General features: G+C 71.9%; 23 protein-coding genes and 2 tRNA genes. 14 read left to right on the top strand and 11 right to left on the bottom strand.

Annotation, left to right across the window (positions count from 1 at the left end; all coding sequences use genetic code 11):
* Nucleotides 1–46: 46 nt before the first annotated feature.
* A tRNA-Met gene (locus tag BQ6202_RS07990) sits at nt 47–120 on the top strand.
* A gap of 87 nt (nt 121–207) precedes the next feature.
* Here the strand turns inward: BQ6202_RS07990 and BQ6202_RS07985 are convergent.
* Nucleotides 208–894, bottom strand: a complete 687-nt coding sequence (locus BQ6202_RS07985) for an AIM24 family protein (protein ID WP_072313871.1) — start codon at nt 892–894, stop codon at nt 208–210.
* Complete coding sequence (locus BQ6202_RS07980) at nt 891–1,196, bottom strand: thiamine-binding protein (RefSeq protein ID WP_072313870.1); 306 nt, start codon at nt 1,194–1,196, stop codon at nt 891–893. The genes BQ6202_RS07985 and BQ6202_RS07980 overlap by 4 nt, the downstream gene beginning before the upstream one ends.
* Nucleotides 1,197–1,291: 95 nt before the next feature.
* On the opposite strand from BQ6202_RS07980, the gene BQ6202_RS07975 reads away from it, so the two are divergent.
* Together BQ6202_RS07975 and BQ6202_RS07970 are read left to right on the top strand one after the other, a co-directional pair.
* Nucleotides 1,292–2,701 (top strand): sugar porter family MFS transporter, encoded by a 1,410-nt coding sequence (locus tag BQ6202_RS07975; RefSeq protein ID WP_072313869.1) that lies wholly within the window; start codon nt 1,292–1,294, stop codon nt 2,699–2,701.
* A 40-nt stretch (nt 2,702–2,741) separates the two neighbouring features.
* On the top strand, nt 2,742–3,554 hold the full coding sequence (locus BQ6202_RS07970) for a carbon-nitrogen hydrolase family protein (protein ID WP_072313868.1): 813 nt from the start codon (nt 2,742–2,744) through the stop codon (nt 3,552–3,554).
* Nucleotide 3,555: 1 nt separating this feature from the next.
* Here the strand turns inward: BQ6202_RS07970 and BQ6202_RS07965 are convergent, their stop codons facing one another.
* A complete protein-coding gene (locus BQ6202_RS07965) occupies nt 3,556–4,797 on the bottom strand; it encodes an aminotransferase class I/II-fold pyridoxal phosphate-dependent enzyme (RefSeq protein WP_083587086.1) in 1,242 nt (413 codons plus the stop codon).
* Between the two features lie 92 nt (nt 4,798–4,889).
* Between BQ6202_RS07965 and BQ6202_RS07960 the strand changes: the two genes are divergently transcribed.
* Nucleotides 4,890–6,386, top strand: coding sequence for a S1C family serine protease (locus tag BQ6202_RS07960; RefSeq protein ID WP_072313867.1), 1,497 nt, complete (start codon nt 4,890–4,892; stop codon nt 6,384–6,386).
* A gap of 105 nt (nt 6,387–6,491) precedes the next feature.
* On the opposite strand, the gene BQ6202_RS07955 is transcribed toward BQ6202_RS07960, so the two are convergent.
* On the bottom strand, nt 6,492–7,358 hold the full coding sequence (locus tag BQ6202_RS07955) for a hypothetical protein (RefSeq protein WP_072313866.1): 867 nt from the start codon (nt 7,356–7,358) through the stop codon (nt 6,492–6,494).
* 115 nt (nt 7,359–7,473) lie between these two features.
* Here BQ6202_RS07955 and BQ6202_RS07950 point away from each other — a divergent pair, with 115 nt between their 5' ends.
* Nucleotides 7,474–7,764 (top strand): DUF3039 domain-containing protein, encoded by a 291-nt coding sequence (locus BQ6202_RS07950; RefSeq protein WP_072313865.1) that lies wholly within the window; start codon nt 7,474–7,476, stop codon nt 7,762–7,764.
* A gap of 28 nt (nt 7,765–7,792) precedes the next feature.
* On the opposite strand, the gene BQ6202_RS07945 is transcribed toward BQ6202_RS07950, so the two are convergent.
* Nucleotides 7,793–9,100, bottom strand: a complete 1,308-nt coding sequence (locus BQ6202_RS07945; protein WP_072314014.1) for a nicotinate phosphoribosyltransferase — start codon at nt 9,098–9,100, stop codon at nt 7,793–7,795.
* A gap of 76 nt (nt 9,101–9,176) precedes the next feature.
* Between BQ6202_RS07945 and BQ6202_RS07940 the strand changes: the two genes are divergently transcribed.
* Entirely contained in the window at nt 9,177–9,716 is a 540-nt protein-coding gene (locus tag BQ6202_RS07940; RefSeq protein ID WP_143143677.1) for a GNAT family N-acetyltransferase, read from the top strand.
* Here the strand turns inward: BQ6202_RS07940 and BQ6202_RS07935 are convergent, their stop codons facing one another.
* From BQ6202_RS07935 to BQ6202_RS07920, 4 genes are read right to left on the bottom strand one after another with little or no spacing between them, the layout of a single operon-like run.
* A complete protein-coding gene (locus BQ6202_RS07935; RefSeq protein WP_072313863.1) occupies nt 9,717–10,655 on the bottom strand; it encodes an ABC transporter substrate-binding protein in 939 nt (312 codons plus the stop codon).
* Nucleotides 10,652–11,374, bottom strand: a complete 723-nt coding sequence (locus BQ6202_RS07930) for an ABC transporter permease (protein WP_234946155.1) — start codon at nt 11,372–11,374, stop codon at nt 10,652–10,654. Before BQ6202_RS07930 ends, BQ6202_RS07935 begins: the two co-directional genes overlap by 4 nt.
* Entirely contained in the window at nt 11,347–11,991 is a 645-nt protein-coding gene (locus BQ6202_RS07925; RefSeq protein WP_072313862.1) for an ABC transporter permease, read from the bottom strand. The genes BQ6202_RS07930 and BQ6202_RS07925 overlap by 28 nt, the downstream gene beginning before the upstream one ends.
* A 13-nt stretch (nt 11,992–12,004) precedes the next feature.
* Nucleotides 12,005–12,817 (bottom strand): ABC transporter ATP-binding protein, encoded by an 813-nt coding sequence (locus BQ6202_RS07920; protein WP_072313861.1) that lies wholly within the window; start codon nt 12,815–12,817, stop codon nt 12,005–12,007.
* A gap of 120 nt (nt 12,818–12,937) precedes the next feature.
* Here BQ6202_RS07920 and murI point away from each other — a divergent pair, with 120 nt between their 5' ends.
* The 7 genes from murI (at nt 12,938) to BQ6202_RS07885 (ending at nt 18,547) form a co-directional block, all read left to right on the top strand.
* The gene (gene murI, locus BQ6202_RS07915) at nt 12,938–13,774 is read left to right on the top strand and encodes a glutamate racemase (protein WP_072313860.1); all 837 of its coding nucleotides are present in this window, start codon (nt 12,938–12,940) and stop codon (nt 13,772–13,774) included.
* Nucleotides 13,775–13,791: 17 nt separating this feature from the next.
* Entirely contained in the window at nt 13,792–14,547 is a 756-nt protein-coding gene (rph, locus tag BQ6202_RS07910; protein WP_072314012.1) for a ribonuclease PH, read from the top strand.
* Complete coding sequence (gene rdgB, locus BQ6202_RS07905) at nt 14,544–15,161, top strand: RdgB/HAM1 family non-canonical purine NTP pyrophosphatase (RefSeq protein WP_072313859.1); 618 nt, start codon at nt 14,544–14,546, stop codon at nt 15,159–15,161. The genes rph and rdgB overlap by 4 nt, the downstream gene beginning before the upstream one ends.
* Before the next feature lie 126 nt (nt 15,162–15,287).
* The gene (locus BQ6202_RS07900; RefSeq protein ID WP_072314011.1) at nt 15,288–16,193 is read left to right on the top strand and encodes a metal ABC transporter solute-binding protein, Zn/Mn family; all 906 of its coding nucleotides are present in this window, start codon (nt 15,288–15,290) and stop codon (nt 16,191–16,193) included.
* The gene (locus BQ6202_RS07895) at nt 16,190–17,041 is read left to right on the top strand and encodes a metal ABC transporter ATP-binding protein (protein ID WP_234946154.1); all 852 of its coding nucleotides are present in this window, start codon (nt 16,190–16,192) and stop codon (nt 17,039–17,041) included. The genes BQ6202_RS07900 and BQ6202_RS07895 overlap by 4 nt, the downstream gene beginning before the upstream one ends.
* Entirely contained in the window at nt 17,041–17,913 is an 873-nt protein-coding gene (locus BQ6202_RS07890; RefSeq protein ID WP_072313858.1) for a metal ABC transporter permease, read from the top strand. Before BQ6202_RS07895 ends, BQ6202_RS07890 begins: the two co-directional genes overlap by 1 nt.
* Nucleotides 17,894–18,547, top strand: coding sequence for a metal-dependent transcriptional regulator (locus BQ6202_RS07885; protein ID WP_072313857.1), 654 nt, complete (start codon nt 17,894–17,896; stop codon nt 18,545–18,547). The genes BQ6202_RS07890 and BQ6202_RS07885 overlap by 20 nt, the downstream gene beginning before the upstream one ends.
* Before the next feature lie 45 nt (nt 18,548–18,592).
* Here BQ6202_RS07885 and BQ6202_RS07880 read toward each other — a convergent pair whose 3' ends face one another.
* Complete coding sequence (locus BQ6202_RS07880; protein WP_234946153.1) at nt 18,593–19,315, bottom strand: DedA family protein; 723 nt, start codon at nt 19,313–19,315, stop codon at nt 18,593–18,595.
* Nucleotides 19,316–19,344: 29 nt separating this feature from the next.
* Nucleotides 19,345–19,427: transfer RNA gene (locus BQ6202_RS07875), tRNA-Leu, on the bottom strand.
* 63 nt (nt 19,428–19,490) lie between these two features.
* Between BQ6202_RS07875 and BQ6202_RS07870 the strand changes: the two genes are divergently transcribed.
* Nucleotides 19,491–20,243: an SDR family NAD(P)-dependent oxidoreductase gene (locus tag BQ6202_RS07870; RefSeq protein ID WP_072313855.1), complete on the top strand. Its 753-nt coding sequence runs from the start codon at nt 19,491–19,493 to the stop codon at nt 20,241–20,243.
* Nucleotides 20,244–20,258 lie beyond the last annotated feature (15 nt).

The following is a 20,258-nucleotide window of genomic DNA, read 5'->3' as shown; positions in this document are numbered from 1 at the left end:
CGGATTTGCCCCGCGGCGCGAGGACTGGTAACGTCTCTTCTTGTGCCGCGGGGTGGAGCAGCTCGGTAGCTCGCCGGGCTCATAACCCGGAGGTCGCAGGTTCAAATCCTGTCCCCGCAACAAGAAGTCCGCGAACTGCGGCACACAGAAGAGGCGCCCGAGAGGGCGCCTCTTCTGCATCTCCGGCCAAGCAGGCCGGAGGCGGGCCTACCGGCTGCCGCCGTTCGCGCCCGACAGCTCCGGGCGGCCCTCGCTGGGCTGCACCACCACGAAGCCCGGGCCGTGGAACGCGAGCTGGAACGCCTCGCCGGAGCCGCCGCGCAGCATCGAGCGCATGTTCATGCTGTTCACGACCGAGGGGCTGAGGCTCGACGACCAGCACACGGCCGCGTTCGGGTCGACGAAGGTCGGCTGCCGCGAGCAGTCGAGCAGCAGCGGCTGCCCCTCGCACGAGATGCCGACCGTGCCGGTGCCCCCGACCTCGACGTTGAAGAGCCCGCCGGCCATGATGTTGCCGCTGCGCAGCATCTTGATGTCCCACTGCAGCTCGGGGTCGAAGGCGAGCAGGTTCTTCCCGTTGACCGACAGCCCCTCCTCCTCGAGTTGCACGGTGAACACGTTCGCCGCGTCGCGCGCGACGAACACCTCGCCCTCACCGCGCATCCGCATCAGGGACGTGCCCTCGCCCGTGACGAGCTTCTTCAGCATGCGGCCGGCGCCGGCGCCCTCGTGCTGGAACTCGATCTGTCCCTGATAGGCGACCATCGCACCCTTGGCGGAGAGCACGTCGCGACCGCCGGAGACGTTGATGCGGAGCATCTTGCTCGACTGCTTCACCCAGCGCTCGGTCGACTGGCGCTCCTGATTCGCCTCAGCGAACAGCTCTGATCTCATGCGTCCCCCTCCAGGGCTCGTTCGAGCCTGACGACCTTGCCGTCGAGCTCGTCTGTCCATCCGGGCCGGATGTCGGCCTTGATGACGAGGGAAGCGCGCGGCGAGTGCGCCAGCACCGCGTCGGTCGCGCGGCGCACGACGTCGAACACCGCGTCCCACTCGCCCTCGATGGTCGTGAACATGGCATCGGTGCGATGCGGCAGCCCGCTCTCGCGGACCACCTGCACGGCTGCGGCGACGGCATCGTGCACCGAGCCGTCGGGTCCGGCTGTCGCCGGTGCTACGGAGAATGCGACGAGCATCCTGCTCCCTTCGTCGCTCCGATCCTGACAGTGCGCCGTGCCCCGCACCACCCTGGTGTGCCAGAGTGGCGTCCCGGATGCCCGAAGGAGCGCACATGACCGAGAGCTACAACCGCCTGCAGGGCCGGGTGATCGGCATCGCCATCGCCGCGGCGCTCGGCGGATTCCTGTTCGGCTTCGACACCGCCGTCATCAACGGCGCCGTCAACGCCCTCGCCGGGGAGTTCGCGCTCGAGACGGGGTTGACCGGTTTCAGCGTCTCGTCCGCGCTGATCGGCTGCGCGATCGGCGCCTGGTTCGCGGGCACCGCGGCCAACCGCTACGGGCGCATCCCGGTGATGGTCGCCGCCGCCGTGCTCTTCCTCGTCTCGGCGATCGGCTCCGGCCTCGCCTTCGGGGTCTGGGACCTCATCGCGTGGCGCGTCGTCGGCGGCTTCGGCGTGGGCGCCGCCAGCGTGATCGCTCCCGCCTACATCGCCGAGGTCTCACCGGCTCGCGTCCGCGGCCGGCTCGGCTCGCTGCAGCAGCTCGCGATCGTGAGCGGCATCTTCACCGCGCTGCTGTCGAACGCCTGGCTCGCCCAGATCGCGGGCGGCTCCGCGGAGATCCTCTGGTTCGACATGCAGGCGTGGCGCTGGATGTTCATGGCCGAGGCGGTGCCCGCGATCGTCTACGGAGTGATGGCGCTGCGACTGCCGGAGTCGCCGCGCTTCCTCGTCGCGCGCGGCGAGTACGACAAGGCCTCGCAGGTGCTGCTGGACTTCACGGGGGAGACCGACGTCAACCTGAAGATCGAGCAGATCCGGGTCTCGCTCGAGCGGGAGGACCGCGAGTCGATGGCTGACCTGCGCGGCAGCTCCTTCGGCCTCCGACCGATCGTCTGGGTCGGCATCCTGCTGTCGGTGTTCCAGCAGTTCGTCGGCATCAACGTGATCTTCTACTACTCGACGACGCTGTGGCGCTCGGTCGGCTTCGACGAGTCCACAGCGCTCCTGACGAGCGTGATCACCTCCGTCATCAACATCGCGACGACGATCGTGGCGATCATGCTCGTCGACCGCGTCGGACGCCGCAAGATGCTGCTCGTGGGCTCGGTCGGCATGACGCTCGCGCTCGGCGCCATGGCGCTGGCGTTCTCCTTCGGCGAGCTGGCCACGGGTGCCGACGGCTCGCAGTCGGTGGAGCTCGGCCCGCCCTGGTCGATCGTCGCGCTGCTGGGCGCCAACCTGTTCGTGGTCTTCTTCGGCGCCACGTGGGGCCCGCTCGTCTGGGTGCTGCTGGGCGAGATGTTCCCCAACCGCATCCGCGCATCGGCGCTCGCGGTGGCAGCCGCGGCGCAGTGGGTGGCCAACTTCGCGATCTCGACCACGTTCCCGGCGATGGCCGACATCGGGCTCACCTTCGCCTACGGCTTCTACACCTTCTTCGCCGCCCTGTCGTTCTTCTTCGTGCTGTGGAAGGTGCCGGAGACGAAGGGCATGGAGCTCGAGGACATGCAGGGCTAGCGAGCGCCCAGAGGCTGGGGCAGCCCGTAGGGTTGGCCCCATGGGTGCGTCGGATGCGGTGGGGACGGCTGTGCTCCTGGCTGCTGCAGTGCAGTGGGCGCCGGGCGCAGACCCGGAGGAGAACCGGGAGCAGGCAGCGAGCTGGATCGACCGGGCGGCTGCGCGCGGTGCGCGGCTCATCGTGCTGCCGGAGTACTCGCAGCACTGCTCGAGCGACCTCGCGGCGACCGCGCCGGCCGTCGCTGAGCCGCTCGACGGGCCCTTCGTGGCGATGCTGCAGGAGCGCGCGACCGCGCACGGCGCGCTGGTGATCGCGGGCCTCGTGGAGCGTCTCGACGCGGGCGTCTCGAACACCGTCGTCGCGGTCGACGACCAGGGCATCCGCATCGCCTACCGCAAGGTCCACCTCTACGACGCCTTCGGCTCGAGCGAGTCGGACTGGCTGACGGCCGGCGACCCGGCGCAGAGCCCGGTCGTGGACGCGTTCGGCACCCGCATCGGCATCCAGACCTGCTACGACCTGCGCTTCCCCGAGATGACGAGGCGGCTCGTGGATGCGGGGGCCGACCTCATCGTCGTGCCTGCGGAGTGGGTGCGCGGCCCGCAGAAGGAGCGCCACTGGACGACGCTCGTCACGGCGCGCGCGATCGAGTCGACCGTGCACGTCGTCGCGGCGGATCAGGCGCCACCGCTGGGTGTCGGCTGCTCGCTCATCGTCGACCCGATGGGCGTCCCGCTCGCCGCGCTCGGCGACGAGGAGGGCATCGCCATCGCGCCCATCGACCCCGGTGCGATCGAGCGGACGCGGCTGCGCAACCCCTCGCTCGCGAACAGGCGCTACCGCGTCAGCTGACTCACGCGATCGTGGCCGACGCGCGGCCGGCTTCCTGGGCCGTGTGCTGCAGCTCGGCGCCCCTGAGCCCCGCGAGGCGCTCTGAGGCGTCGCGGAGCATGTCGTCGGACTTGCAAAAGGCGAAGCGCATGGTCGAGCGCAGGTCGCGCCGCGAGGGACGCGCGAAGGCCGAGAGCGGCACGCCGACGACGCCGACGAGCTCCGGCAGCCGCCGCGAGAGCGCGGTCGCGTCGTCGATGCCCAGCGGCGCCGCGTCGGCGAGCACGAAGTAGCCGGCGTTGGCGTCGTGGACGGCGAAGCCCGCGTTGCGCAGCCCGCGGGTGAGGATGTCGCGCTTGCGGGCGAAGGAGGCGACGATCGTGTCGTAGTGCTCGTCGGGCAGCCGGAGTCCTGCGGCTACGGCGGGCTGGAAGGGCGCGCCGTTGACGAACGTGAGGTACTGCTTGACGGCGCTGATCTGCGCGATGCGCTCGGGGGTCGACATCACCCACCCGATCTTCCACCCGGTGACCGAGAAGGTCTTGCCGGCCGACGAGATGGAGACGAGTCGCTCGCGCGCCGCGCTGAAGGAGGCGAGCGGCACGTGCTGGTCGTCGTAGACGAGGTGCTCGTAGACCTCGTCGGTCACGATGATCGCGTCGCGGCGCTCTGCGACCCGGATGATGTGCCGCATGGTCTCCTCGGTGAAGACCGAGCCGGTGGGGTTGTGCGGCGAGTTGACGATCAGCATCTTCGTGCGCGGCGTCGCGGCGCGCTGCAACCGCTCGATGTCGGGTTGGAAGTCCGGCGCGGCGAGCGGGACGGGCACGAGTACGCCGCCGGCGAGGGCGACGATCGCCGCGTAGGCGTCGTAGTAGGGCTCGAAGACGATGACCTCGTCGCCGGGCTGCAGGTAGGCCAGCAGCGTGGCGGCCAGGCCCTCGGTGGCTCCGGCGGTGACGAGCACGTCGCTGCGGCCGAGGCCGATGCCGTAGAACCGGCGCTGGTGCTCGATGATCGCGTCGATCAGCTCGGGGGCGCCCCTGCCCGGACCGTACTGATTGCGGCCGTGGTCGATCGCGTGCTTCGCCGCATCGAGCACGGCGCGCGGGCCGTCCTCGTCCGGGAAGCCCTGACCGAGGTTGAGGGCTCCCGTCTTGGTGGCGAGGGCGGTCATCTCGGCGAAGATCGTCGGCGCCAGCCGACCATCGGCACCGAGCAGTCCCGCACCCGCGGCGGCTCGCTGCCAGGGTGACTGCTCCATGATCCCGACGCTACCCGGTTCCCACAGGTTCCGAACGGCCGACATCGCGATCACGTAGGAATCGCATGGATTCGGGTGACACCGTAGAGGTCATGACGAACCCGTACGATCACGTGCCCAATCCGATGGCGCCCAGAGGTCAGCAGCAGCCGGCCCAGCAGCCCGGGCACGACCAGCAGGTGCCGCAGGGCCAGGGACCGACCGGCGAGCAGTGGCAGCGGTGGCAGGCGCCCGCTCCGTGGCCGACGCAGCCGCAGCCGCAGCCGCAGGCTGAGGAGCACGCCGAGCCGCAGCCGCAGCGCGATGCCGCCACGCAGGCATACGCGCCGATGTACTCGAACGGCGGCACCTTCGCGAGCGCGCCGAGCTACGGCCCGCCCTCCGCGCAGGGATCCGCGGCGGCGAGCGCTCCCAGCGCCGCCGAGCGCCCGCGCCGTCGCACCGGGATCGTCGCCGGGTCGCTCGTCGCGGCCGCTCTCCTGGGGGGAGCAGCAGGCTTCGGCGGGGGCGCGCTCGCCGGCAGCCAGCAGCAGCCGCAGACACAGGCGGCGCCGGAGGCCGGCGGCCAGGCGAGCGAGGCGGTCTCCGACTCGGGGACGGTCGCCGACGTCGCGGCCGCTGCCGGCCCATCCGTCGTCACCGTGCAGGCCGTCTCGCGCGCCGGATCGGGTGAGGGGTCGGGGGTCGCGATCGCTGCCGACGGCTACATCGTCACCAACAACCACGTCGTCACGCTCTCCGGCCAGACCGCGGATGCGACGATCACGGTCGAGACGAGCGACGGGCGCCTGCTGGCGGCCGAGATCGTCGGCACCGACCCGGTGGTCGACCTCGCTGTCATCAAGGTGGACGCCGATCTGCCCGTCGTCACCTTCGCCTCGAGCGACGACGTGCGGGTGGGTGAGACGGCGATCGCGATCGGCGCACCGCTCGGCCTGTCCAACTCGGTGACCGACGGCATCGTCTCTGCGGTCGACCGCGGCCTCCGCATCGCTTCGAGCGCCGCGCCCGAGGGGGAGGACGAGCAGCAGAGCGAGCAGTCGCCCTTCGGCTTCTGGCAGGAGAACGGCGCCCAGGCCGCGCAGGAGGAGATCTCCATCCCGGTGGTGCAGACGGATGCGTCGATCAACCCCGGCAACTCGGGCGGCGCGCTGCTGAACGCCTCAGGGCAGCTGCTCGGGGTGAACGTCGCGATCGCGAGCATGGGCTCGTCGGATGCCGAGACGGGCGGCTCGATCGGCATCGGCTTCGCCGTCGAGGCGAGCCTCGTGCAGCGCGTGGTCGACGAGATCATCTCGACCGGTGAGGCGACGCACGGTCTGCTGGGCGCCACCGTCAGCGACGTGACCGACGCCTCCGTCGGCAACGTCGGCGCGCAGGTGCAGGAGCTGAGCGACGGCGGTGCGGCAGCGGAGGCAGGCTTGCGGTCGGGCGATGTCATCACGAGCATCGACGGGCAGTCGGTCACCGGCGCGATCGACGCGACCGCGCAGGTGCGGGCGCACGCCGCCGGCAGCGAGGTCGCGGTGACCTACCTGCGCGACGGCCAGGAGTCCGAGGTGCAGGTGACGCTCGGCGAGCTGACCTGAGCTCGATCCGCGTGAGGCGGCGCAGCTGCGCCGCGAAGGACCGCCCGGGCTGACGAGGTCAGCCCGGGCGGTCCTGTCGTGATGGGCGGCTCTGGCGGCGGCGACTCAGCCGGCCTGCGGGCCCTGCGGCGACTGGTCGTCGCCGGCCGCCGCGTCCTTCGCGGAGCCGCGCTCCCGCAGCCGCCGCAGGCCGCCGCCGAGCCCGTCGCGCTCGATCTGGCGGGCCTGGTTGATGCGCTCGCCGAGGCTCGGCCGCACCTCCTTGATGCGAGGTGCGAGGTTTCCGTCGAAGGCGAGCGGCGCGGGGCCGAAGGCTTCGCGGGCGGCCTTCACGACCTGGCGGCCGAGGATGTTGTTGCCGACGCCGCCGATGACGGCTCCGATGCCGAACGGCATCGCGCGGCCGAGCATCGAGGCGCCGGTGTTGCGCGCCATGCGCCGCAGGAACGCGCGCCGCAGGAAGTCCACGACCTGGCCCATCGCCCCGGCCGGCATCGCCGAGGTCACGAGCTGGCCCCAGTAGGCGTTGCCCGGCACGCCGCCCCGGCCGAGCGCCTGCTCGGCTGCGCGCTTCACGAGCGACTGCCCGCCCGCGCCCAGCATGAGACCCATGACGAGGGCCTTCGCGCGCTCCTCATCCTCGATCGCGATGCCGTGCACCTCGGTGATGGCCTGGCCGAAGAAGGCGCTGGCCTCGAGGAAGCCGACGGTCTCGGCAACGGTGAGCCCGAGCGCGGCCGCGGTGCCGATGCCCGGCGCCACCGCGGTCGCGCCGACCGCGGCACCGCCGGTCGAGACGGCCGTGAGGTACTGCTTCTCGAGGCGCGCGATGACCTGCGCGGGCGTGAGCTCGGGATGCTTGCGGCGCAGCGAGCGCAGGTGGTTGATGACGAGCGGCCGCTGCACGCCGAGGATGCCCTCGAGCGACTTCATCATCCAGCCGAGATCCTCGTTCGGTTCGATCTCACCCATCGGTTCCCCCTTGCAATCGAGGTGCACGCCCCCCAGCGGCACCGAGGAGCATCCTCGCGCACCCAGCCCGGGAGCGCGCTGAGCGCGCGCGCGACCGACGTGGGATCATGGAGCCATGACGACGACAGGACCTGACACGGCAGGACCGGGAACGATCGGCGCCGGCGGCGGCACCGATGTGCTCGACCGCGAGCTCGAGAAGCTCCTCAACGAGGAGTCCGTGGAGGACGGCGACCACGATCGCTTCTCGCACTACGTGCAGAAGGAGAAAATCCTGCAGTCGGCGCTCTCCGGCAAGCCGGTGCGCGCGCTCTGCGGCAAGAAGTGGACGCCGGGGCGCGACCCCGAGAAGTTCCCGATCTGCCCCTCCTGCAAGGCAATCTACGAGAAGCTCCGCACCGACTAGTCAAGCCGGTGCGCCGGCCACCGGCGGCTCAGCGGAAGGCGGTGGGGATGGCTGGCTCGCCGCGGGCCAGGCGATGCGCATCCGCCGGCAGCTCCTCGACGGAGGCCGCATGCCTCGCACGGGCAGCTTCGACGCCCGTCGCGCCCGACCAGCGCTCGTCGATCTCGCCACCGGTGACGAGCTGGACCTGCAGCGCGCGCCCGCGCTCCAGCGCTTCCGCGGGGGCGACGCCGTCGCCGAGCAGCACGGTCTCCTCGACGGCGACGCCGTCGCGCAGCGTGCGCACGGCGACCTTCTCGCCGCCCTTCGAGGCCTTGTCCTCCGAGCGCTTCTCGACCCCGACCCATCCGCCGTCGTCGCCCTGCCGCGCCACGAGCTTGTAGACCATGCCTGCCGCGGGCGCTCCGGATCCGGTCACGACGCTCGTGCCGACGCCGTACGCGTCCACGGGGCTGGCCTGGAGACCCGCGATGGCGTACTCGTCGAGGTCGCTCGTGACGGTGATCCGTGTCTCGGTCGCGCCGAGCGAGTCGAGCAGCGCTCGCGCCTCGCCCGCCACCTCGGCGAGATCGCCGGAGTCGAGCCGGATGCCGCCGAGCCCGGTGCCCGCGACCTCGACGGCGGTGCGGATGCCCTGCTCGATGTCGTAGGTGTCCACCAGCAGCGTCGTGCCCACGCCCAGCACGTCGATCTGCGCCTGGAACGCCTGGGCCTCGGAGTCGTGCAGCAGCGTGAAGGAGTGTGCGGCGGTGCCCATCGTCGGGATGCCCCAGCGAGCGCCGGCTGCGAGGTTCGAGGTGGCGGAGAAGCCGGCGATGTAGGCAGCGCGAGCGGCGGCGATCGCGGCCTCCTCGTTGGCGCGCCGCGAGCCCATCTCGGCGATCGGGCGCCCCTTGGCGGCACGCGCCATGCGGGTCGCGGCGTTGGCGACGGCGGAGTCGTAGTTCAGCACCGAGAGCGCGACGGTCTCGAGCACGACCGCCTCGGCGAAGGAGCCCTCGATCACGAGCAGGGGAGAGCCGGGGAAGTAGAGCTCGCCCTCGGCATAGCCGCGGATGTCCCCGGAGAAGCGGTAGTCGGCGAGCCAGTCGATGAGCTCTGCCGAGACGACGCGCTTCTCGCGCAAGTAGCGCAGCTCGGGGTCGCGGAAGCGGAAGTCGGCGAGGCGCTCGAGGAACCGGCCGGTGCCGGCGACGACGCCGTAGCGGCGAGCACCGGGGAGGCGCCTGGCGAACACCTCGAAGACGGAGGGCCGGAACGCCGTGCCGCTGCGCAGCGCGGCATCGATCATCGTCAGCTCGTAGCGGTCGGTCATGAGCGCGGTGTCGGTCACGATCGCCAGCCTATGACGACGGCCTGCGCGAGGTGGTGCCAGCTCGGCCGCAGGCCGAGAGCGCCGGTAGCGTGGTCGGGTGCTGCACCAGATGAGGACCCTGCCCGACGGCGTCGAGCTGCGCGCGCCGACGCCGAACGATGCGCCCGCGTGGGCGATGTTCCTGGTGGAGGAGCAGCAGCGCACCTATGCGGGTCAGCTGCCGCGCGACTTCGCGCTGACCGGGCTCGCGCAGGCGAACGTCGTGGGGCTCGCGCGCGCCTTCGCCGAGCCGGGAGACGCGGTGCGCAGGATCGCGTGGCAGGGCGAGCGGATCGTCGGCGTGGCCTCGGCGAGCACTGCGCCCGCGGCATGGGAGGTCTCGCTCGGCTTCGTGCCGGCGCCCGCGGAGCGCGAGCTCGACCGGCTCTACGTCCATGCCGACATGCACGGCACGGGTCTCGGTGCCGTGCTCTACGACGCCGTCGTCGACGTGCGCCCGCACTACCTGTGGCTTATCGACGGGAACGACCGCGCCGCTCGCTTCTACGAGCGGCGCGGCTTCCGTCACCTGGACGAGCAGGTCGAGACGGGCCCGACATGGGGCAACATCCCGATGCATCGGATGCTGCGCGACTGATCAGCCGAGCAGGCCCTGCTCCTCGAGCCAGGCTGCAGCGATGTCGGCGGCCGGCGACTGCTCCTCGACGCTGCGGCGGTTGAGGTCGATGAGCACATCGGCGGTGAGCGCCGCGCTCACCTCGTCGATCGTCGCCTGCGCGGCCTCGTCGACGCGGTCGCTCACGACCGGGACGACGTTCGAGGCGAGGAAGAGTCCCTCGGTGTCCTCGAGCACGACCAGGTCGTTCTGCGCGATCGTCGGGTCGGCGGTGTAGACGATGGCGAGCTGGATGTCGCCCGACTCCAGCGCCTGGATGGTGAGCGGGCCGCCGCCGTCCTCGATCGGCGTGAAGCCGACTTCGATGCCGTAGACCTCGGCGAGGCCCGTCGGGCCGTTCGGGCGAGTCTCGGCCTCGGAGTTCGCGCCCATCGTCAGCGGCTCCTCGACGTTCGCGAGGTCGGCGACGGTGGTGAGGTCGTGCTCCTCGGCGAAGGCACGGGTGACAACGTAGGAGTCCTGGTCGCTGGCCTCGGCCTGGTCGAGCACACGGAGGCCCTCGGGCGCCGCCTCGGTCAGCGCGGCGAACACCTCATCGGCCGTGCGCTCGGCGGGCTCGTCCATCCAGTACTGCAGCAGCGGGCCGGTGTATTCGGGGAACACGTCGATCGAGCCCGACTCGATCTCGGGCATGTAGACCTCGCGCTGGCCGATGCGCAGCTCACGCTCCACCTCGACGCCGTCGGCCTCGAGCGCCTGCGCGTAGAGCTCGGCGATGATCTCGTTCGAGTAGTAGTCCTGCGAGCCGACGACGAGCGAGGTGCTCGTGCCGCTGGTCTCCGGGGTGGCCGCCTCGCCCGACTCCTCGAGCGGGTCGGCGCTCGCGCAGCCGACCATCAGCGTGCCGGCGGCGCCGAGCGCGGCGATCGAGAGCCCGGCCCTTCGGATGCGGTGGTTCATGTCGTGATCCTCTCTGTCGCACCCGATGGTGCGCGATGGGGTTCGGCGCGGCGCGCAGCCGCGGATTGGACGATGAGGAACAGGAGCTCGACCACGAGCGAGAGCAGTGCGACCATGATGGACGCCCCGAGCATCATCGGGTAGTCCTGCGTCTTGAGGCCCGCGAGGAGAGGGCGACCGATGCCGGTGTTCGAGATGTAGGCGGCGAGCGTCGCGGTCGAGACGACCTGCAGCGCCGCGGACCGCAGCCCGCCGATGATGACGGGGGCAGCGAGCGGCAGCTCGACGCCGGTCAAGATCTGGCGCTCCGTGAGGCCGATCGCCCTGGCGGCGCCGACGGTCGCGCGGTCGACGGACTCGACGCCGGCATAGGCGCCTGCCAGCACAGGGGGCAGGGCGAGGATCAGCAGTGCCAGGAACGGCGCCTCGAGACCGATGCCGAGCGCCAGCCCGAAGATCGTCAACAGGCCGAGCGTCGGCAGTGCCCGCGCTCCGCCGGAGATGGCGACGACGAGACCGCGGCCCTTGCCCGTGTGGCCGATGAGCGCGCCGATCGGGATGCCGATGACCGCGGCCGCGAGCAGCACGGAGCCCGAGAAGCCGAGGTGCTCGAGGATGCGCTGCCCGTTGTTGCCGGGACCCTGCCAGTTGGCGGGGTCGAGGATCCACTGGATCGCGTCGAAGAAGAGGTTCACGCGCGAGTCACCACCTTGCGCCACGGCATGAGCATGCGCGCGGCGAGCACGCACAGCGCGTCCAGCACGAGCGCGACCACCACCGTCAGCACGATGCCGGTGACGATGGAGGCGTCGATGCCGCGCTGGAAGCCATCGGTGAAGAGCGTGCCGAGGCTCGAGATGCCGATGATCGCCCCCACGGTGACGAGGCTCACGGTCGAGACGATCACGACCCGCAGCGCCGACAGCAGGACGGGACCGGCCAGCGGCAGCTCCACCCGCCAGAAGAGCGCCCAGCGCGAGTGCCCCGAGGCGACGGCCGCGAGCCTGACGTCTGCGGGCACCGACAGGAACGCATCCGCCGCGCCCCGCACGAGGAGCGCGCAGCCGTAGATGGTGAGCGCGGTGATCATGGTGGCGGGCGAGCGCAGTGAGAAGCCGAAGATCGGCGGGATGATGATGAAGAGCGACAGTGCGGGGATGGCGTAGAGCAGTCCGGTGCTCGTCAGCAACGGCGTGCGCCAGCGCGGGCTGCCGGCGGCGAGGCGCCCGAGCGGCACCGAGATGGCGAAGCTCAGCAGGATCGGCGGGATCGACAGCAGCAGGTGATCGCCCAGCAGCTGCCAGACGATGTGCAGGTTCTGGCTCAGCCAGTTCACCGAGCGGCACCCATCACGACTCGAGCACGCCCGTGGGCCGGTCGTCGCCGTCGACGACGACCTCGCGCCCGTTCACGGTGCGGATGCGGAGCGTGCGGCGGGCCGTCTCGGCGCCCACGAAGCTCGCGACGAAGTCGTCCGCGGGAGCCGCGAGGATCTCGGCGGGCGTGCCGCGCTGCGCGATCTCGGCGCCGGCACGCAGCACGACGACCTCGTCGCCGAGGGTGAACGCCTCGTCGATGTCGTGCGTGATGAACAGGATGGTCTTGCCGATGTCGGCCTGCAGCGTGCGCATCTCGGCCTGCAGCTGGTCGCGGACGATGGGATCGACCGCACCGAACGGCTCATCCATCAAGAGGATGTTCGGATCGGCGGCGAGCGCGCGCGCCACGCCGACGCGCTGCTGCTGGCCGCCGGAGAGCTGACCGGGGTAGCGGTCGGCCAGTGCGACGTCGAGCCCGACGCGCTCGAGCAGGCCGAGCGCAGCCGCGCGAGCCTCGCGGCGCCGCATGCCCTCGAGCATCGGCACCGTCGCGACGTTGTCGGCGACGGTGCGGTGGGGGAGCAGGCCCCCGGCCTGCAGCACGTAGCCGATCGAGCGGCGCAGCTTGACGCGATCCATCGAGCGCACGTCGACGCCGTCGATGCTGACCGTGCCGCTCGTGGGCTCGACCATGCGGTTCACCATGCGCAGCAGCGTCGTCTTCCCGCAGCCGGACGAGCCGACGAGGGCGACGACGCGGTGCGATGGCACCTGCATGCTGAAGTCGGCGACGGCGAGGGTGCCGTCGGGGTACTCCTTGCGCACGGAATCGAACTCGATCACGCGTGGCTCCTCCCGGTCGCCGTGGAGCAGACGATACCCGGAGGAACTGACAACGGGGCGCGGGGCGCACAGCGCGGCTCGGTCGGCGAGGTCGAGCGGCGCGCGACTAGGCTGGCCGACGTGCAGCGCCCGATCGGAGTCTTCGACAGCGGCGTCGGCGGGCTCACCGTGGCCAGGGCGATCATCGACCAGCTGCCGGCCGAGTCGATCACCTACATCGGCGACACCGCCAACGGCCCGTACGGCCCGCGCGAGCAGCCCGTCGTGCGCCACCTCGCGCTCGACGTGCTCGACACGCTCGTCGCCCAGGGCGTGAAGATGCTCGTGATCGCGTGCAACACGGCCTCGGCCGCCACCTTCGACATCGCGCGGGAGCGCTACGAGCTCGGCATGGGGATCCCCGTGATCGAGGTCATCCACCCCGCCGTGCGCGCGGCCGTCGCGCAGAGCCGGTCGGGGCGCATCGGCGTCATCGGCACCGCGGGCACCATCGGCTCGGGCGCCTACCAGCGCGCCTTCGCCGACGCGGGCGTGCCGCACGTCGCCGCCGCCGCCGCACCGCGCTTCGTCGAGTTCGTCGAGTCGGGCGTCACGACCGGGGACGAGGTGCTCGAGGCCGCACGCGACTACCTCGCGCCGCTCCTCGCCGAGGGTCCCGACACCCTCGTGCTCGGCTGCACGCACTACCCGCTGCTGGCCGGCGCGATCGGCTACGTCGCCGGGCCCGACGTGCGGCTCGTCTCGAGCGCCGAGGAGACCGCGGCCGACGTCTATCGCATCCTCAGCGATCGCGGCATGCTCGCGCGGCCCGATGCCACGCCGACCTACGCCTTCGAGGCGACGACCGAGGCCCAGGAGCCCTTCCTGCGCCTCGCGCGGCGGTTCCTCGGGCCAGAGGTCACGCACGTGGAGTTCACGCAGACCGGCGTCATCCAGCTGCCCGGTCGCATCGATTGAAGGAGGCCCCAGTGGGCATGGACAGCACCGTCGCGACCGGCGGCACGCGCAAGGACGGCAGGCACCTCGATCAGCTGCGCGAGGTCAGCATCGAGCGCGGATGGAGCGAGCAGGCCGAGGGCAGCGCGCTCGTCACCTTCGGCCGCACGCGGGTGCTGTGCACCGCATCCGTCATGCCCACCGTGCCCCGCTGGATGTCCGGCAAGGGCAAGGGATGGGTGACCGCGGAGTACTCGATGCTGCCGCGCTCGACCAACGAGCGGATGGATCGCGAGAGCGTGCGCGGCAAGGTCGGCGGCCGCACCCACGAGATCTCGCGGCTCATCGGCCGCAGCCTGCGCGCAGGGGTCGACATGCGGGCCCTCGGCGAGCTGTCGATCGCGGTCGACTGCGACGTGCTGCAGGCCGACGGCGGCACCCGCACCGCCGCGATCACGGGCGCCTGGGTGGCGCTCGCGGACGCCATCGCGTGGGCGCAGGCCGCCGGGCGCGTGGCGAAGAGCGCGAAGCCGCTGCTCGACTCGATCGCCGCCGTCTCGGTCGGCATCGTCGACGGGGCGCCCATGCTCGATCTCGCCTACACCGAGGACGTCAGGGCGGAGACGGACATGAACGTGGTCGCGACGGGCCGCGGGCTGCTCGTCGAGGTGCAGGGCACCGCCGAGGCCGCGCCGTTCGACCGCGCGGAGCTCGACGCGATGCTCGACATCGCGCTCGCCGGCACCGCCCGGCTCACGGAGATCCAGCGCGAGGTGCTGGGAGGCGCCGCATGAGCGTGACGGGATCGACGGGGCTCGAGCTCGTCGGGGGAGGACTGCAGGTCGTCGTCGCCACGCACAACCCGCACAAGGTCGAGGAGCTCGGGCGCATCCTCGCGCCGCTGCTGCCGGGCGTCGAGCTGGTGCCCGACGACGGGCCGGAGGCGGTCGAGGACGGCGACACCTTCGAGGCGAACGCCCTCATCAAGGCGCGGGCGGCGCATCAACGCACCGGGCTGCCGGCGCTCGCCGACGACTCGGGCATCGAGGTCGATGCGCTCGGCGGCGCCCCCGGCATCCACTCCGCGCGCTACGCGGGCACGCGCGACGACCGCGACAACCTCGAGCTGCTGCTGACGAACCTCGGCGACGGTCAGGATCGCACCGCCCGCTTCGTGTGCGCGGCAGCATGGGTCGACAGCGCCGGCGAGATCGTCGTGCGCGGCGAGTGGCAGGGCGAGGTCGCGGATGCGCCGCGCGGCGAGGGCGGGTTCGGCTACGACCCGATCTTCGTGCCGCACGACGGCGGGGGCAGGGCCGCGGGAGAGCTGACGGCGGAGGAGAAGGACGCGCTGAGCCACCGCCGCATCGCGTTCACCGCGCTCGCGGAGCGGATCCAGGCGAGCTGACGCCGGCTCGGCCTCCGGCTGGGCGAGCTCGCGCAGCGCGGCGCCGATGGGCTGGCGTGCTCGGCTCGGATGTGGCACGATTTCGGTATGCCGAAAGACGGTCGTGCGGGATGGCGAAGAGTGCTCATGAGCGCTCTGTGCGCGGGTGCGCTCGCGACCGTCGCCGGGTGCGCTCCGAGCGGCTCAGCCGCCGGGGACGTGCCGGAGGTCGGCGACGACCGCCCCCTCGTGCTCGCCACCTTCACCGTGATCGCCGACCTCGCCCGAGCGGTGGCCGGTGACGCAGCGCGCGTCGAGTCGCTCACGCGCGTGGGCGTCGAGGTGCACGACTACGAGCCCACACCTGGCGACCTCGTGCGCACCGAGGGCGCCGACCTGGTCGTGACCAACGGCATGGGCATCGACGACTGGCTGCTGACGCTCGTCGAGCGCGCCGATGCGCCGCACGTCGTGCTCAGCGACAGCGCCGACCCGATCGCGATCGACACCGGCCACTACGCCGGCAGCCCGAACGCGCACGCCTGGGTGTCGCCCGTCGAGGGCGCGCGCTACGTCGAGGCGCTCCGCGTCGCCATCGGCGACCTCGTGCCGCAGCAGCGCGCCGCGGTGGACGCGAACGCCGCGGCGGTGACGGCCGAGCTCGAGCGCCAGCGCGAGCGGCTGCGGCAGGGCGTCGCGGCGCTGCCGCCCGAGCACCGGGTGCTCGTGACGTGCGAGGGCGCCTTCAGCTACCTCGCGCGGGACGCCGGTCTGACCGAGGCGAGCCTCTGGCCGGTGAACGCGGGCGGCCAGGGCACGCCGCAAGCGATCGCCGAGGTGGCCGCCGTCGTCGAGCGCACCGGGGTGCCGACCGTCTTCTGCGAGTCCACCACCCATCCGGGCACCCAGGAGCAGATCGCCCGCACCGCCGGTGTGCGCTTCGACGGCGGGCTGCACGTCGACTCGCTCTCGCCGCCCGACGGCCCGGCGCCGACCTACCTCGCGCTCATCCAGCACGACATCGACCTCATCCTGGAGGGGCTGCGGCGATGAACGATCGCAGGAGCACGGGCGGGCGCGCAGACGGCGGCGAGCGGATGCGCGACACGGTCGCGCACGACGCGATCGTCACCGAGGGCCTCGGGGTCCGCTATGGCGAGGTGCGCGCGCTCTCGGGCGTGACCGTGCGCATCCGCGCCGGTGAGATCACCGGGCTCGTGGGCGTCAACGGCTCCGGCAAGTCGTCGATGCTGTCGGCCGTGCTCGAGCGCGTGCCGCACGAGGGGACCGTGCGGATCCTCGGACGCACCCCCGGCAAGGCCCGGCGCGCGGGGCTCGTGGCATCGGTGCCGCAGGCGGAGGCCGTGGACTGGGAGTTCCCGGTGACGGTGCGGGATGTCGTGACGACCGGCAGGTACGGGCGGATGGGCGTGCTGCGCATCGCGCGGAAGCCGGACCGCGAGGCGGTCGAGGAGGCGATCGCGCTGCTCGGCCTCGAGCACCTCGCCGACCGCCAGATCGGCGAGCTCTCCGGCGGGCAGCGGAAGCGCGCCTTCGTGGCACGAGCCATCGCGCAGGATGCGCAGCTCATGCTGCTCGACGAGCCCTTCGCGGGCGTCGACCGCACGAGCGAGGCGGCGATCGGTGAGGTCCTGCGTGGCCTGCGCGATCGTGGGCGCAGCGTCGTCATCGTGCACCACGACCTGTCCGGCGTCGCGGAGCTCGTCGATCGCGTGCTGCTGCTGCAGCGCGGCCGGCTGCTGCACCACGGGCCGCCCGCCGAGACGCTGACACCCGAGCGCATCGCCGAGGCATTCGGCGGCGGCCGGCCGGGTCGGGCCGACCTGGGCCAGTCCGAGATGCATCGGGTGGAGCCTGGCCCCGAGGAGCACGAGCGCTGATGGACGCGAGCCTCCTGGACGCGATCCTCGCGCCCTTCACCTACGCCTTCATGCAGCGCGCGATGCTCGTCACGCTCGTAGCGTCCGTCGCGTGCGCGCTGCTGTCGACCTGGCTCGTGCAGATGGGCTGGTCGCTCATGGGCGACGCGGTCTCGCACGCGGTGCTCCCGGGCGTCGCCCTCGCCTACATCCTCGGCCTGCCCTTCGCGATCGGCGCCGCGGTGTTCGGCATCGGCGCCGTCGCACTCATCGGCGGGGTCCGCGCCGCCACCAGGATCAAGGCGGATGCGGCGATCGGCGTGGTCTTCACCACCCTCTTCGCGCTCGGCCTCGTGATCATCTCGGTGACCCCATCCGACACCGATCTGCAGCACATCCTGTTCGGCAACGTGCTCGGCGTCAGCGACCTCGACATCGCGCAGGTGCTCATCGTCGGCGGCATCGTCTGCGCGACGCTCCTGATCCTGCGGCGCGACCTGACCCTCGTCGCCTTCGACGCGGGGCACGCGCACGCGATCGGGCTGCGCCCGCGCATCCTGCACGCCGTGCTGCTGGGGGCGCTCGCGCTCACGGTCGTGACGGCGCTGCAAGCGGTCGGCATCATCCTGGTGGTCGCGATGCTCGTGATCCCCGGTGCGACGGCCTCGCTCATCGCGGTGCGGTGGGATGCGCTGCTCGCCTGGTCGGTGGGAGTCACGGTCGTCGCGTCGCTCGTGGGCCTGATGGCGGCCTTCTGGCTCGACATCTCGCCCGGCGGCGCGGTGGTGCTGACGCAGGGGCTCGCGTTCGGGCTAGCGTTGCTCTTCGGGCCCCGTCGGGGCCTCGTGATGCGGTGGGCGAGAGCGAGGCGACATGCAGTCCACAGCGGCTGAGGACTACGTCAAGGCCATCTACCACCACACCGAGTGGCAGCCGGAGCCGGTGACGCCCTCGCAGCTCGCCGCGCGCCTCGGGCTCGCGAACTCGACCGTCACCGAGATGGTGAAGAAGCTGGCGGCCGCCGGCCTCGTGCACCACCGCCCCTACGGCGCGATCGAGCTCACGCGCGAGGGCGCGGCGCTCGCGCTGCGGCAGGTGCGGCGCCACCGCGTCGTCGAGACCTGGCTCGTCGAGCGACACGGCTACGAGTGGGACGAGGTGCACGACGAGGCCGAGATCCTCGAGCACGCGATGAGCGATCGGCTGCTCGACTCGATCGCCCGCTCGCTCGGCGACCCGGTGCGCGATCCGCACGGAGACCCCATCCCGACGGTCGACGGCACGGTGGTGCGGCCGGATGCGGTGCTGCTGGCGGCCGCGGAGCTCGGCCATGCGGGCACCGTGGTGCGCATCGCCGACGACGATCCGGCCATGCTGCGCTTCCTCGCCGAGGAGGGGGTCGCGCTCGACGCCACGCTCACGGTGCTGGGCCAGAAGCCCTACTCGGGCTCGATTCAGGTCGAGACCGCGCGGGGCACGGTCGACCTCGGCCCCGAGGTCGCGCGGTCGATCTGGCTGAGCGCCTGAGCGCGGCGGCGGCCCCGCTTCGCCGCTGACCGCGGAGCGCCCTGCTCAGCGCTCGAGACCGACGTCGTTCGAGCCGGAGAGGTCGAGCGTCTGCACCTGGTTGTCCGACGAGCCGTCGCGGATCTCGCGCTCGACCTCTCGGCGCGACTGGATCGCGTGCACGACGATGAAGATCACGGCGATGACGACGACGCCGATGAGCACGAGGTCGATGTACTCGGTGACGACCTCGGCGACGCCGGGGATGTGCGCGACGCCCCAGCCCAGCAGCGGCAGCCCGGCGCCCCACAGCACCCCGCCGATGATGTCGAGGCGGAAGAACAGCGGCCACGGCATGCGCCCCACGCCGGCGGCGACGGGCATGAAGGTGCGCACGATGCCGATGAAGCGGGCGATGATGACGGCAGCGGCGCCGTAGCGCACGAAGAAGCGGTTGGTGCGCTCGATGGTGCGATGCGAGAAGAGCCCGGACGATCGTCGTTGGAAGATCGGCGGCCCGGCCTTCTTGCCGATGTAGTAGCCCAGCTGGTCGCCGGCGATCGCGCACACCGCGATGCAGAGCATCACGAGCCAGATCGGCTGATGGATGACGCCGGTGAAGGAGAGCACGCCGGCGATCACGAGGAGCGTGTCGCCCGGCAGCAGGAAGCCGACCAGCAGGCCCGTCTCGATGAAGACGATCGCGCAGACGACGACGAGCGCCCAGGCGCCCGCGCCGGTGATGAGGCCCTCGATGTCGATGAGGAACTCTGATGGCAGCGGATGCACGCGCGTGCTCCTTCGCATAGTGCGTCGAGTGCGGGAGAGGGGACTTGAACCCCTACGCCACGAGGGCACAAGGACCTAAACCTTGCGTGTCTGCCAATTCCACCACTCCCGCGTGGTGCGATCAGGATACCGGCGGCGACCCACGCGGATGCGCAGGGTCTGCCAGGCTTGCGGCATGCAGATGCGCGCGCTGATCACCGGTGCCTCGGCGGGGCTCGGAGCCGAGTTCGCCAGGCGGCTCGCCGCCGACGGGTTCTCGCTCGTGCTGGTCGCGCGCGACGCCGAGCGGCTCGAGGCGCTGGCGGCGACGCTGCCGGTCGCGATCGAGGTGCTGCCGGCCGATCTCACCACCGAGGATGGCCTCGAGCTGGTCGCGGAGCGCCTGGCGGATGCCGCGCGGCCGGTCGACGTGCTCGTCAACAACGCCGGGTTCGCCGTCGCCGAGCCCTTCCACGCATCCGCCATCGCCGACGAGCGGCGCATGCACGAGCTGCTCGCGTGGGTGCCGACCCGCCTGGCGCACGCAGCGCTGCCGGGCATGCGCGAGCGCGGCCGCGGCGGCATCCTGAACGTCGCGAGCCTCGCTGGGCGGCTGCCGAGCGGCACCTACTCGGCGGCGAAGGCGCACGTCATCGCGCTGTCGCGGTCGCTCGCTGCGCAGTACCGCTCCGACGGCGTCGTCGTCACCGCGCTGCTGCCGGGCTTCGTGGCCACCGAGTTCCACGAGCGCATGGGCGTGGCCCCCACGAGCGTGCCGCGGGCGGGGTGGGCGGATGCGTCCAGCGTCGTCCGCGACGGGCTCCGCGGCCTGCGCACGCGGCGCGCGGTGGTCATCGCCGACTGGCGCTACCGCCTGGCCGCCCCGATCATCCCGTTCATCCCTGACCGCGTGGCCGCCTCCTTCGGCCTCGGCGGCCGCACGAGCTGACGGATGCGGGAGGGC

This window comes from Agrococcus sp. Marseille-P2731 (genome assembly GCF_900117395.1).
In the GTDB taxonomy this organism is placed as follows: Bacteria; Actinomycetota; Actinomycetes; order Actinomycetales; family Microbacteriaceae; genus Agrococcus.
Note: the sequence above shows the minus strand (reverse complement) of the source record. Positions and strands in the feature narration are given on the sequence as shown.

Bases quoted from the DNA above. Each gene is read 5' to 3' on its own strand.
- BQ6202_RS07970 (WP_072313868.1), top strand. From the start codon at position 2,742: ATGGGTGCGTCGGATGCGGTGGGGACGGCTGTGCTCCTGGCTGCTGCA.
- BQ6202_RS07935 (WP_072313863.1), bottom strand. From the start codon at position 10,655: ATGAACCACCGCATCCGAAGGGCCGGGCTCTCGATCGCCGCGCTCGGC.
- rph (WP_072314012.1), top strand. From the start codon at position 13,792: ATGGACAGCACCGTCGCGACCGGCGGCACGCGCAAGGACGGCAGGCAC.
- BQ6202_RS07900 (WP_072314011.1), top strand. From the start codon at position 15,288: ATGAGCGCTCTGTGCGCGGGTGCGCTCGCGACCGTCGCCGGGTGCGCT.
- BQ6202_RS07895 (WP_234946154.1), top strand. From the start codon at position 16,190: ATGAACGATCGCAGGAGCACGGGCGGGCGCGCAGACGGCGGCGAGCGG.
- BQ6202_RS07985 (WP_072313871.1), bottom strand. From the start codon at position 894: ATGAGATCAGAGCTGTTCGCTGAGGCGAATCAGGAGCGCCAGTCGACC.
- BQ6202_RS07890 (WP_072313858.1), top strand. From the start codon at position 17,041: ATGGACGCGAGCCTCCTGGACGCGATCCTCGCGCCCTTCACCTACGCC.
- BQ6202_RS07975 (WP_072313869.1), top strand. From the start codon at position 1,292: ATGACCGAGAGCTACAACCGCCTGCAGGGCCGGGTGATCGGCATCGCC.
- rdgB (WP_072313859.1), top strand. From the start codon at position 14,544: ATGAGCGTGACGGGATCGACGGGGCTCGAGCTCGTCGGGGGAGGACTG.
- BQ6202_RS07965 (WP_083587086.1), bottom strand. From the start codon at position 4,797: ATGGAGCAGTCACCCTGGCAGCGAGCCGCCGCGGGTGCGGGACTGCTC.
- BQ6202_RS07885 (WP_072313857.1), top strand. From the start codon at position 17,894: ATGCAGTCCACAGCGGCTGAGGACTACGTCAAGGCCATCTACCACCAC.
- BQ6202_RS07955 (WP_072313866.1), bottom strand. From the start codon at position 7,358: ATGGGTGAGATCGAACCGAACGAGGATCTCGGCTGGATGATGAAGTCG.
- BQ6202_RS07870 (WP_072313855.1), top strand. From the start codon at position 19,491: ATGCAGATGCGCGCGCTGATCACCGGTGCCTCGGCGGGGCTCGGAGCC.
- BQ6202_RS07950 (WP_072313865.1), top strand. From the start codon at position 7,474: ATGACGACGACAGGACCTGACACGGCAGGACCGGGAACGATCGGCGCC.
- BQ6202_RS07960 (WP_072313867.1), top strand. From the start codon at position 4,890: ATGACGAACCCGTACGATCACGTGCCCAATCCGATGGCGCCCAGAGGT.
- BQ6202_RS07980 (WP_072313870.1), bottom strand. From the start codon at position 1,196: ATGCTCGTCGCATTCTCCGTAGCACCGGCGACAGCCGGACCCGACGGC.